Source organism: Aquimarina acroporae (assembly GCF_023195925.1).
GTDB classification, from domain to species: domain Bacteria; phylum Bacteroidota; class Bacteroidia; order Flavobacteriales; family Flavobacteriaceae; genus Aquimarina; species Aquimarina acroporae.
Map to the genome: position 1 here is coordinate 161,699 of NZ_JALPRE010000011.1, position 11,827 is coordinate 173,525.

General features: G+C 34.4%; 12 protein-coding genes. 2 read left to right on the forward strand and 10 right to left on the reverse strand.

What is annotated here, in order from left to right; all coding sequences use genetic code 11:
• Positions 1-1,359 (reverse strand): TolC family protein, encoded by a 1,359-nt coding sequence (locus M0D21_RS16430; protein WP_248331529.1) that lies wholly within the window; start codon positions 1,357-1,359, stop codon positions 1-3.
• Between the two features lie 218 nt (positions 1,360-1,577).
• On the opposite strand from M0D21_RS16430, the gene M0D21_RS16435 reads away from it, so the two are divergent.
• Together M0D21_RS16435 and M0D21_RS16440 are read left to right on the forward strand one after the other, a co-directional pair.
• On the forward strand, positions 1,578-2,945 hold the full coding sequence (locus M0D21_RS16435; protein ID WP_248331531.1) for a sigma-54-dependent transcriptional regulator: 1,368 nt from the start codon (positions 1,578-1,580) through the stop codon (positions 2,943-2,945).
• Entirely contained in the window at positions 2,945-4,294 is a 1,350-nt protein-coding gene (locus M0D21_RS16440; protein WP_248331533.1) for a sensor histidine kinase, read from the forward strand. Before M0D21_RS16435 ends, M0D21_RS16440 begins: the two co-directional genes overlap by 1 nt.
• On the opposite strand, the gene M0D21_RS16445 is transcribed toward M0D21_RS16440, so the two are convergent.
• From M0D21_RS16445 to hemA, 9 genes are all read right to left on the reverse strand, one after another.
• The gene (locus M0D21_RS16445) at positions 4,291-4,716 is read right to left on the reverse strand and encodes a hypothetical protein (RefSeq protein WP_248331535.1); all 426 of its coding nucleotides are present in this window, start codon (positions 4,714-4,716) and stop codon (positions 4,291-4,293) included. The genes M0D21_RS16440 and M0D21_RS16445 overlap by 4 nt on opposite strands.
• Before the next feature lie 116 nt (positions 4,717-4,832).
• Positions 4,833-5,438 carry a hypothetical protein gene (locus M0D21_RS16450; RefSeq protein ID WP_248331537.1) on the reverse strand — a complete coding sequence of 202 codons (606 nt, stop codon included), beginning with the start codon at positions 5,436-5,438 and terminating at the stop codon, positions 4,833-4,835.
• 80 nt (positions 5,439-5,518) lie between these two features.
• On the reverse strand, positions 5,519-6,421 hold the full coding sequence (hemF, locus tag M0D21_RS16455) for an oxygen-dependent coproporphyrinogen oxidase (protein WP_248331539.1): 903 nt from the start codon (positions 6,419-6,421) through the stop codon (positions 5,519-5,521).
• A gap of 33 nt (positions 6,422-6,454) precedes the next feature.
• The gene (locus M0D21_RS16460; RefSeq protein ID WP_248331541.1) at positions 6,455-7,246 is read right to left on the reverse strand and encodes an EI24 domain-containing protein; all 792 of its coding nucleotides are present in this window, start codon (positions 7,244-7,246) and stop codon (positions 6,455-6,457) included.
• A gap of 76 nt (positions 7,247-7,322) precedes the next feature.
• Positions 7,323-7,811: a DUF6973 domain-containing protein gene (locus tag M0D21_RS16465; RefSeq protein ID WP_248331543.1), complete on the reverse strand. Its 489-nt coding sequence runs from the start codon at positions 7,809-7,811 to the stop codon at positions 7,323-7,325.
• Positions 7,812-7,813: 2 nt separating this feature from the next.
• Complete coding sequence (gene hemE / locus M0D21_RS16470) at positions 7,814-8,839, reverse strand: uroporphyrinogen decarboxylase (protein ID WP_248331545.1); 1,026 nt, start codon at positions 8,837-8,839, stop codon at positions 7,814-7,816.
• Between the two features lie 52 nt (positions 8,840-8,891).
• Complete coding sequence (locus M0D21_RS16475) at positions 8,892-9,557, reverse strand: uroporphyrinogen-III synthase (RefSeq protein WP_248331547.1); 666 nt, start codon at positions 9,555-9,557, stop codon at positions 8,892-8,894.
• Between the two features lie 3 nt (positions 9,558-9,560).
• Positions 9,561-10,472, reverse strand: coding sequence for a hydroxymethylbilane synthase (hemC, locus tag M0D21_RS16480; RefSeq protein WP_248331549.1), 912 nt, complete (start codon positions 10,470-10,472; stop codon positions 9,561-9,563).
• A 2-nt stretch (positions 10,473-10,474) separates the two neighbouring features.
• Entirely contained in the window at positions 10,475-11,725 is a 1,251-nt protein-coding gene (hemA, locus tag M0D21_RS16485) for a glutamyl-tRNA reductase (protein WP_248331551.1), read from the reverse strand.
• Between the last annotated feature and the right edge of the window lie 102 nt (positions 11,726-11,827).

The following is an 11,827-nucleotide window of genomic DNA, read 5'->3' on the forward strand; positions in this document are numbered from 1 at the left end:
TTATTGTACTCTGTTTAAGTTAAATACTGGTAGACCTCTATAGAAATCTAAAGTGCTTTTATTAATTTTTGATCGCAATTGTACTTGCAAAAATTCATTTTGAGCGTTTGCCAAGGTATTTTTAGATTGGTTAAGCTCTATAATACTAATTAGTCCTTTTTCATATCTTTTTTGAGCGATATCGAAAGCTAACTTTTGAGCTTTCGCTCTTTGCTCACTTTGTTCATACTCTCCCTTAAGGGCATTTCTATCTTGCAATAATTGTTGTATGATTTGATATATCTCTTGTTTCTGAACATTAAAATCGTTCTCTGCTCTCATCATAGCAACTTTTTGCTGCTTTACTCTTGATCTACTAGCCCATGCATTTGTAATCGGGATCGCCAAAGAAACACCTACAAATTGTGCAGCATTATCTTTGATTTGTGTATTGAATGGGATTAACTCGCCAGTATCTTCATCCAAATTATTATCTACATATCGAGACGAATACCCCGCAGAAAACCCAATTGAAGGATACAACCCACCTCGGGTAGCAGCTAGTTGTTTTTTTGCAGCTTCAACTCTTAACTCTTGTGCCTTTACTATGGGAATAAAGTTTTTTGCTTTATTAAAAATAGAATCTTTATTGCTTTCGCTTTCCTCAAGAAGCTCTGAAGTTTTATCCTCTATAGTTAAAATAGATATTGTTGTAGCATTCTCTAAATTCATCTGCTGAATTAAAGCTAATTTGGCGGCCTCTACATTATTTTTGCTTTGAGTAACCAAAAGTTGATCTGCAAGTAGCGCCGACTCTGCTTCGTATAAATCTGCTTTTGCTTTTTGTCCTATTTCTACTTGTTTCTTCACCAAATCATAATTCTCTTGAGAAACTTCTTTTTGCTCTTTAGAAATGGTATATAAACCTTCCATAAATTGAATGTCATAAAAAGCAGACATCACGCGAAAAGCCAAAAGATATTTTTGATGTAATGTTTCTTCAAAAGCGGCTTTGTACAAAAACTTTGTAGCTTTAATAGTATTTACTTTTTGAAAACCTTGAAACAAATCTATTTGGGCATCTAAACTATAATTGTTAGAAACAAATTCTGTGTTTACGAAAACATTGGTATTGGGGTCTATCGATCTACCAAAGTTAATCCTATAATTGGTAAATGCACTCACGCTTGGCAATAAACTTCTTATAGATTGTTTATATGATTCCTTGTTAGATTGTTCGGTATATTCAAAACCCTTTATCTGAAGATTATGCTTAACAGCATATGCTACACAATCGTCTAGCGACCATGTTTGCTGTGCTTGAATCGTTGCTCCTAGTAGAAAGCATAAAAAGCATAATATTTTGTGTCTGTAATTCATTGTTTAGATAATTGTATCGTTTCTTGATGCCAAACTATTAACTAACGACATGCCAAAAACACAAAATACTGAAAAACAATTGTTTATGATTTTATTTTAAATTTCTAAGAAAACAACATGTAAAATAATTATACAAATAGTGTCTAATATTTTTACACTTCTGTGGTGTTACGACTCCTAATTTGTAGTTTTATATCATCGAAATAAAATAATTCACCATGCAGGACGGAAAAATCTTAGTTATAGATGACAATAAAAGTGTGCTAAGTGCGCTTGAGATTCTTTTACAGTTCGAATTCAAAAAGGTAGAAACTATTTCTAATCCTAATCAGATTTCTTCTTTTCCTAATCTTGGAGACTTCGATATTGTATTGTTGGATATGAATTTCTCTGCTGGTGTAAACACAGGTAACGAAGGGCTATTCTGGTTACGGGAAATAAAAAAGAAAGCGCCACAAATTTCGGTCATTATGATGACCGCCTATGGTGCTGTTGATCTTGCTGTACGAGCATTGAAAGAAGGAGCTATCGATTTTATTTTAAAACCATGGAACAACGAAAAATTAATGGCCACGATAAAATCTGCAATTTTACTTCGCAAATCACAAAAAGAAATCCAACAACTCAAACAAAAACAAAGTAACCTAAAACAGGTTATTAATGAAGACACCAATTATATTATCGGAAACTCAAAAGCACTTACTGCCGTGCTTAATCTGGTACAAAAAGTAGCAAAAACTGATGTAAACGTTCTTATCACTGGAGAAAACGGTACCGGAAAAGAACTTATTGCCAGAGAATTACACAGACTTTCTTCCCGGAAAGATGAAGTTTTTATTGGAGTCGATATGGGATCCATTGCAGAAACATTATTCGAGAGTGAGCTTTTTGGTCATACCAAAGGAGCTTTTACCGATGCCAAAGAAGATAGAGCTGGTAAATTTGAAGCTGCGCATAGCGGTTCTTTATTTTTAGATGAGATAGGAAATTTATCGTTGCAAACACAAGCGAAACTATTATCTGCAATTCAAAATAGAACAATTGTAAGAGTAGGATCAAACAAGTCTATACCTGTCGATATTCGACTTATTTGCGCTACCAACTGTAACCTTAATCAAATGGTAGCCGATGGTATTTTTAGAGAAGATTTGCTTTACAGAATTAATACGATTCATATTGAGGTACCTCCCCTTCGTGAACGGGAAAATGATATCCTTATTTTGGCAGATTTTTATTTGAAGAAGTTTACTTCAAAATATGGTAAACCTACCTTAAGAATTAATAGTGCTGCACAAGAAAAATTATTGAGCTATTCGTGGCCAGGAAATGTTAGAGAACTACAACATACAATGGAACGCGCTGTGATACTATCGGAAGGAACAGTGCTAAAACCAACAGACTTCTTATTAAGTGCCAATAGTGGTGAAGTTTCTGTAGAAAGCGGTCCCGAAACCCTGGACGATATGGAAAAACTTATGATCTCCCGAGCTCTTGATAAACATAGTGGGAATTATAGTGCTGCCGCAAATCAACTGGGAATATCGAGACAAACACTTTATAATAAAATCAAAAAATTTGATAAGTAATGATAAGCAGAACATTTTATGTAAAACTAATCATAAGAGTTGTAGCCCTTGCTTTAACTGCTTTTTTAATGTCATTTTTATTCTTAAATGACAAGTATTTACTTGCATGTATCATACTACTCATATTTTGTGTTCAAACCTGGTTACTTGCCAATTACCTAAATCAAAATAACCGAAAAATTGCCTTCTTTTTTAATTCTATTAAAAATGAAGATTTCACCCTTCGGTTTCCAGAACATGGAGATGCCACATCGTTTAACGAACTTAATCATAGTCTAAATGTTCTTAATACCATGATGCAAGATGTGTATATAAAGAACCAAGCTCAAGAAAAGTATTATCAGGAAATATTAAATCAAGCCGAAATTGGGATTCTAACGTTTAATAAAAAAGGACATATTCTATTTGGTAACCCTAAGGTCGAAAAATTATTGAATTATACTCCTTTAAATCATATCAAACAATTGGCTCAGGTAGATCAGGAGTTGTTTACTATGTTCGAAAATATTCAACCCTTTGAAAGAAAGCTTTTTCAACTCACCAATGAACGAGAAACTATTCAACTTGCTATTAAATCCAACGAAATTGTACTGAATAAAGAGGTTTTAAATCTGGTCACGATCCAGGATATTCACAGCGAATTAGACGAAAAAGAAACCGACTCATGGATGAAGTTAATTCGAGTACTTACCCATGAGATTATGAATACGGTAACCCCAATTACTTCGATTTCAGAATCTATTCTTAATTATTATAAGGATGAAAATGGCATTCTACCTCTGGAGCAACTTGATGAAAGCAAAATAAGAATGACCACAAAAGGGTTAGAAGTCATTAAAGATCAAGGAAACGACTTAATGAGTTTTGTACAATCGTATCGCAGCTTTTTAAACGTTCCTACTCCAGATAAGAAACTCATAAAAGTTGAGAAGCTGCTAGAAAAGGTAAAAGTACTTATGTATGAAAGTACCAGAGAAAATAATGTAAGCTTATCCCTTATTATTCCCGACAAGGAAATGGAAGTATATGCTGATGAAAAACTCATTACTCATGTGCTTGTGAATCTTTCTAAGAATGCTATTCAAGCTTTAAACGGCACCGAAAATGCAACTGTAGAACTTATTACCGGAACCACCGAAAAAGGGAAGAAGCATATTACTATAAAAGATAATGGCCCAGGAATTCCACCCGAAATTATGAGCGAAATTTTTGTCCCTTTTTATACAACTAAAAATGATGGAACAGGAATAGGTTTAAGTCTTTCTAAGCAAATCATGCATTTGCATGGTGGAAGTTTAACCGTACATTCTGTACCTCAAAAAGAAACTTCTTTTTCTCTGATTTTCTAATATTTTCTAGTACGTTGCAGCGACAGTGAATCTAATTTTAAAGTTTTGAGTAATGCTTCAAAGTAAAAATCCTCTCGTTTGGGAACAATTATAGTTTTGTACGCCGTATTTTTAATGATATAGTGAGATGATGTTTTTGGATCTTTTTCATAAGAGTGAAGATTAACTATATCTTGAATAAAATCATTGATAAGAATAACCTCTTCATATTCGATACCTCTCCGATACGTAGGTTGATCGCTTTTATACACCAAATAATCGTTTCTAAAACTAATAGATTTGCACTCAGTATTCTTTTCGTGAAACTCAAAAGTAAAATCTTTTGAAGCAAATATTTTATTGATATTCTCTACAGTAGGTTCAACCTTTTTGGTGCAGGCCGAGAACAAAACAATTCCTAAACATAAAATTAATTTCTGCATTGCATAGTTATTATAGTACTAAGAAACCTATGAAAACAAAAATGCCGTTCTCAGATCCAGTCATGAAATCTAAGATACGGCATTTAAAATTGTTTACGACCCAAGGGTCTTCAATTTTATTTTGAGGCTAAATGTTTTACTGAGTTCTCAAAGTCGATGTCCTCGGTATTACTAATTGATAATCCAATTCCTCCAGATTTAGAGGCTACAATGTATTCCGTTTGAAATTTCTTATCCTTTTTATACGCTTTTAAGTATTTAAGCTTTACCACTTTTGAAGTAGGTGTAAAGAAATATCTTCCGTGTATTCTTTTGAATTTTACCTCCTGCTTGTTCGCTTCATTTTTAAGTTGATCACTTAAAGCCTGCACAACTCGTGCTGCTCTGTGCTCATCGAACTGATAAAAATCACAAGTGTAAATAAAAACGTAGTTCTCGATATTAGTTTCATCAACAAAAATTTCGAAGTCTACTTTTTTGTTTTCGATTTTTTTCAATTCTGCAAGCGCTACATTTTTGAATTTGGGAGTACCTTCTAACAAGTCGATTTTTGATTTAAATTCTTCAGGAGTAGATTTTACATAATCACTTGTAAGAACAATCGTGTTGTTTTTGAATTCAATTTTATTTTTGGAAAATTTAGCAAATCCTTCTTTCTTAGGCTCAAACATCTGGCAACTAACAAGTAGGATTGAAGTAAGCAATAGTAGAAATTTTTTCATGGGCATTTGTGTTAAAATTTTTAAACCTTAAACAGGTAAAAACTAAATAATTACGCCGCAATATAAGAAAAAAAATTGAATTATTGCCATTCAACGGGTTTTTTGAGCACTTTAACTAGTTTTTCTTCAGGACTTTCCGGTTTTGGATGGTGGTCATATTTCCACTGAACCCTTGGTGGCAGGCTCATGAGAATACTTTCAATTCTTCCGTTTGTTTTTAATCCAAATAAGGTTCCTTTATCGTGTACCAGGTTGAATTCTACGTATCTACCTCGTCGAACTTCTTGCCAATCTCTATGATTTTGGTTGTATGGTAGCTCTTTTCTTCTTTCAACAATTGGAACGTAAGCTTCTAAAAAACTATCCCCTACCTCGGTCACAAAATCATACCAATCTTGCATAGACATGTCGTCTGTTTTCCTACAATAATCAAAAAACAATCCTCCAATGCCCCGTGCCTCTCCTCTATGGGCATTATAAAAATATTCATCACATTTCTTTTTATATGTGCTGTAAAAATCTGGATGGTGATGATCACATGATGTTTTACACACCTTATGAAAATGTGCCGCATCTTCTTCAAATAAATAATACGGTGTTAAATCTTGTCCTCCGCCAAACCAACTATCTACAATTTCACCAGACTTATCATACATTTCAAAATATCGCCAATTAGCATGCACGGTGGGCACCATAGGGTTCTCAGGATGCAAAACCAAAGACAATCCACATGCAAAAAAATCAACATCATCTACCTTAAAATAACTTTGCATGGCTTTTGGCAACGGTCCGTGTACGCCAGATATGTTTACTCCTCCTTTTTCAAAAACACTACCGTTTTCTATCACTCTTGTTCTACCGCCACCGCCTTCTGGTCGTTTCCAAATATCTTCCTGAAATTTTGCTTTACCATCAATCTCTTCTAACTTAGAAGTGATAGTATCTTGTAATGTTTGTATGTACTGGTAAAATTTATCTTTCATGATATACTATACTATTATTGGGCGTTATAAAAATTATTCGGTTAACACTTTACTAGTTGTTTCTGTCGTGTTCTTAGCAGCAATTAAATTTTTCTCATTCAAAATTTTCACGGTTTCTGTCGAAGCGGCAACCACCGAAATAGGGAGTGTAATAATAAAACCTATGATTGGGATAAAAAGCATGAGTACAAACACCAGCCCATTACCTATTGCTATTCCTCTGTGTTTTCTAACAAACTGCACACTTTCTTTATAGTTGAAATGACGTTCCATTGTATAATCCATATTTCCAAAACCAACGTAATATGCCTGAATTAGAAATATAAATATCGTTGCCACTATACCTATTACCGGAATAAAGCTAAGAATCACCAATGGTATCATAAAAAGCAATTCCCTGCATAAGTTTCTTACATTAATTCGAATACCACGAGATAATTGCTGTCTAAAACTTGTATTACGATGTTCATGAGCGGTATCTCCCAATAGATGTGCTTCTACTTTTTCTGAAACCGGACTCATAAAAGGTGCAGATAAAGCCATGACAATATGTTTGTACAATACAAGTCCTAAAACAATAATCAATACCGCGCCCAAAATGGTACTTATGGTACCAAATGTTTCAGAACCCCATTCCCAAACCCATACTTTGGCTATTAAAGCCCCCAAGTTATCGGAAAAGAAATACGCCAGAGCCGCAAAAAGCAATCCGGTAACTACACTAATAAGAATTGGAATGGCAAAATATTTCCATAACCCTAATTTTGAAATAAGTTTAAACGTTCCAAAATATGCCTTTATTCCTGTTAAGATATTCTTTACCATGAGTAACTATTTTAATTAGTTTGCCTATAGATTAGTAGCTCTTCAAAAAGTTTTGTTTCATTTTTTTACAGCTTTCTTATTCTGATAAGTACACTAATTCATTTTTGTGTTTCTCAAAAGTAGTAATATCACTGATTTTGATAGCATTTTTACATGCGTTCCTCAACGAAGTTATCACATCTGCTTCTGAAGTATCTTTAAGCTTAACAAAAAAAACTCTACCAACTTTATTATTATGCAAATCCATTGCATTTTCTAAGGGTTCATTTGGAGCCAATTTTTCGTGCAAATCTGTAACTTTTTGGGCCCAGATCGCAGATTTTGATGTGTTTTTATTGATTTTGAACACTTTTTTGCAAATTAAAACATTCCACAAAGCATGTCTAAATGCATTTCCAATCCCATTTTTATGATGATTATTTTTAAAATAACGATCACACAGGATAAGTGTACGTTTGGTCGCATTAAACGTTGGGAAAATATAGAAAGGATGTCGAAGCATTAAAACAGATAATACATAAAGTTCCTTTATGCTTAGTCGTTTTAACACTCCAATAATATTCATATTTAACCTTTATATTCTTTAACCGCGTCTACAAAAGCTCTTGCATTTTCTACTGGAATATTAGGTAAAATCCCATGTCCCAAATTTGCAATGTATTTATCTTTTCCGAATTCATTAATCATTTGAGTCGCCATTTTTTTGATTTCGGCTGGTGGTGACAATAGCCTTGATGGGTCAAAGTTTCCTTGCAACGTGATATTACCTCCTGTTAGGTATCGTGCATTTCTTGCAGAACAAGTCCAATCTACCCCTAATGCTGCCGCTCCAGAATTTGCCATTTCCTGTAGAGCGAACCAGCACCCTTTACCAAATACGATCACCTCTGTCTCATCTTTAAGAGCATCGACTATTTGTTGTATGTATGACCAGGAAAACTCTTTGTAATCTACTGGTGAAAGCATTCCTCCCCAGCTATCAAATACCTGAACTGCATTTACTCCAGTAGCCACTTTCGCCTTTAGGTAAGCAATTGTAGTATCTGTTATTTTTTGTAATAACTGATGAGCTGCTTCAGGTTGTGTAAAACAAAGTTCTTTGGCTTTATCAAAGTTTTTGGATCCTTGACCCTGCACTGCATAACATAAAATTGTCCAGGGAGATCCTGCAAAACCAATTAAAGGAACCCTATTATCTAGGCGTTCCTTAGTAAGTTTTATTGCATCCATTACATAACCTAACTCTTCATGAACATCAGGAACAATAACTTGTTCTACATCTTTTAGAGATCTGATAGGGTTTGGTAGCCAAGGCCCAATACCGTCTTTCATTTCTACCTCTATATTCATAGCTTGAGGAATCACCAAAATATCACTGAATAATATAGCTGCATCTGGACCAATAATATCTATTGGCTGTACTGTAATTTCTGAAGCTAACTCTGGCGTTCTGCAACGGGTGAAAAAGTCGTACTTTTCTTTTAATGCTCTAAACTCAGGAAGATATCTTCCTGCCTGTCGCATCATCCATACAGGGGGACGCTCAACAGTTTCTCCTTTTAACGCTCTTAGAAATAGATCATTTTTTATCATAGTACAATTATGCTTTTTATTTTATATGTCCCAGGTTCTACAGGGATGTAATTTATTTTTGATTAAAATATTTTACGGCTTGAACAATTACGTTCTCTACCGTTGGTTTGTTGGCAATAATAATGTTATTAGTATATTTTTCAAGCTCTGATGCTGTGGTAGTACCTATACAAAAAGCCATGCTCTTCTCTAAACTATTTTCGGTCATATAACTCTGAACCCCAGAAGGGCTAAAGAAAAGAACTCCTTCAAAAAAACGGCCAAATTTCTTTATATTTTGATGCGTTTTATAAACGATATACTCTTTTAGAGCCACATTATGGGTTTTTAGTATTTCGGGTAACTCGTATCTTCTCAAATTTCCACAAAAGAAGGAAAAAGAAGTGTTTTTATACTTTTTTACTATAATTTGAGCCAATTCTGAAGCATTTTGCGCTATTTCTAGTACTTTTTGACCATTTTCTTCGAGTAGTGTTTTTGTAGAATTTCCTACACAAAAACAATTTGAAATGCTTATTTCAGATTTAAGTACCGCCTTTACAGCATTTTTACTTGTAAATATAACGTTGCTTATGTCTTCTGTTTGACGAAAATCAAAATCCTCCAACAACTCAATCTTAATTGCGTCATAATCTACAAAACCCAACCCCGAATTAAGTAACAATTCTTTTTGTGGCAGTGATAATGTTTTGGTTGATAACAACGTACTTGAACTCATTATTTACTTCATTATTTCTTTAATCTTCTTCATTAACGCTATACCCCCATTATTAAGAATTTCCTGTGCGCACTCCTTACCAAAACTTTCTTCTTTACCTAATTCGATAACTTTACTTGTTTCGATTTTTTCTTGCCCATCTAGGCTAAATAACGATCCTCTGAAGTGAATTTTGTCATCAATAATTTTTGCCAAAGCTCCAATAGGAGCTGTGCACCCGCCTTCTAATTCTCGTAAAAATTCTCGCTCTATATGAACACAAACCTGAGTTTCTTTATGGTTCAAATTTGCTAAAGCTTCTTGACAATAAGTATCTTCTTCTTTTGCAACTACGAGCATTGCACCTTGTGCAGGTGCAGGAGTCATCCAATCAAGATCAATAAAATTATCTGGTTTTAGGTCAATGCGTTCTAACCCAGCTGCAGCAAAAATGGCTCCATTCCAACTACTATCAGTAAGCTTTTGCATACGAGTATTTACATTTCCTCTAAGGTCAACAACCTTATGTTGCGGGTATTTATGAAGCCATTGTGCTTTTCGACGTAAACTCCCTGTAGCAATAGTACCTGAAGCATCAAGAAAATCAAGTCCCTTATGAACCAGGATATCATGCACATTGGCTCTTTCTAAAACAGCCACCTCAACAATGCCCTTGGGTAATGCCGTAGGAACATCTTTCATCGAGTGTACAGCAATATCAATATCTCCCTTAAGCATGGCAACGTCGAGGGTTTTCGTAAACACACCAGTGATTCCTAGTTCGTAAAGTGGTTTATCTAGTATAAGATCTCCGGTAGATTTTACAGGAACAAGTTGGGTTTGATATCCTAAATTTTCTAGGCGACTTTGTACTGTTTTGGCTTGCCAAAGTGCCAATTCACTATCTCTGGTACCTATACGAATTGTGTGCGTCAAGGTTATTTATTTTGTAGTTGGAAAACTTTCTGAATCAGCTCAATACTTTCATCTGCCGAAGTATTTTCATCTTTGAGATGATTGGCAAAATGATTGGTGATTTTTTGAATGATTCTACTGCTGATGATATCTGCTTGTTCTTCATCAAAATCTGCATATTTTTTACGCTGAAGGTTAATCTCGGCGTCTTTTAATGAAGTAAGTTTATTTTTTAGAGCCTTAATAGTAGGTGCAAACTTGCGTGTTTCCAGCCAACCATCAAATTCATCTTTTATTTCTTCTATAATCCTTTTTGCCTGAGGAATATGTTCTTTTCTTCTTTGTAACGTTCTATCTGTCATTTTTGATAAATCATCTAAATGCACGAGGGTTACGTTGGGTAACTCAGTAACATCTGTGGATACATTTCTTGGGATAGACAGATCAAGAATCAATAATGGTTTTTCTGAATGTATCAGTGCTTTGGAAATGGTAGGCTTTTGCGCTCCTGTTGCCACTATAAGCACATCAGAATTTTTAATTTCAGATTGAATATTGGCATAATCTTTAACTACCAAGTTAAACTTACCTGCAATTGCTTCAGCCCGTGTCTTGGTTCTGTTTATCAATACGATATGATCATTTTTTGTGTGCTTCACCAAATTCTCACAAGTATTTCTTCCTATTTTACCTGTTCCAAACAATAATAAGTTCTTATCTGAAACATAAGGAACTCTTGCCAAAATATATTGAACTGCAGCAAAACTTACCGAAGTAGCTCCACTTGATATTTCGGTCTCGTTCTTAATCCTTTTACTCGCTTGTATCACTGCGTTGACCAAACGCTCCATAAAAGGATTCAACATTTCTTTTTTCTTAGATTGCTTGAAACTAGTTTTGATTTGACTGATGATCTCAAAATCTCCCAAAATCTGGCTATCTAAACCAGTACCTACATTAAAAAGATGAGATACTGCCGCACTATTTTTATGAACATACGCTACCTTCTCAAACTCTTCTACAGTACCTTGGGTATGTTCGCAAAGTAATTTTATAATTTGAAAAGGGTGTTCAGCAAAACCGTATAGTTCGGTTCTATTGCAAGTCGATATAATCACTAGGGAGGAAATGTGTTCTTCTTTGGCTTGAGCTAGGATACTTTTTTTAGCATCATCGTTAATGCTAAAATGACCTCTAATCTCGGCATCAGCTTTTTTATAGCTAAGACCAATGGCGTAAAAATGTTTTCCTTTTGCTCGCAAATGGGGCTCCATGTATCTTCATTTCCGTTTACCGAACAAAAGTATTTTACAAATTCTATAAAAAATAACGCTAGAAGAACAATAAGTAACGAAAAGCGGTATTTTCGATAGTTT

Coding starts and splice junctions, on each gene's coding strand:
- M0D21_RS16430 (WP_248331529.1), bottom strand. CDS start 1,359: ATGAATTACAGACACAAAATATTATGCTTTTTATGCTTTCTACTAGGA.
- M0D21_RS16435 (WP_248331531.1), top strand. CDS start 1,578: ATGCAGGACGGAAAAATCTTAGTTATAGATGACAATAAAAGTGTGCTA.
- M0D21_RS16440 (WP_248331533.1), top strand. CDS start 2,945: ATGATAAGCAGAACATTTTATGTAAAACTAATCATAAGAGTTGTAGCC.
- M0D21_RS16445 (WP_248331535.1), bottom strand. CDS start 4,716: ATGCAGAAATTAATTTTATGTTTAGGAATTGTTTTGTTCTCGGCCTGC.
- M0D21_RS16450 (WP_248331537.1), bottom strand. CDS start 5,438: ATGAAAAAATTTCTACTATTGCTTACTTCAATCCTACTTGTTAGTTGC.
- hemF (WP_248331539.1), bottom strand. CDS start 6,421: ATGAAAGATAAATTTTACCAGTACATACAAACATTACAAGATACTATC.
- M0D21_RS16460 (WP_248331541.1), bottom strand. CDS start 7,246: ATGGTAAAGAATATCTTAACAGGAATAAAGGCATATTTTGGAACGTTT.
- M0D21_RS16465 (WP_248331543.1), bottom strand. CDS start 7,811: ATGAATATTATTGGAGTGTTAAAACGACTAAGCATAAAGGAACTTTAT.
- hemE (WP_248331545.1), bottom strand. CDS start 8,839: ATGATAAAAAATGATCTATTTCTAAGAGCGTTAAAAGGAGAAACTGTT.
- M0D21_RS16475 (WP_248331547.1), bottom strand. CDS start 9,557: ATGAGTTCAAGTACGTTGTTATCAACCAAAACATTATCACTGCCACAA.
- hemA (WP_248331551.1), bottom strand. CDS start 11,725: ATGGAGCCCCATTTGCGAGCAAAAGGAAAACATTTTTACGCCATTGGT.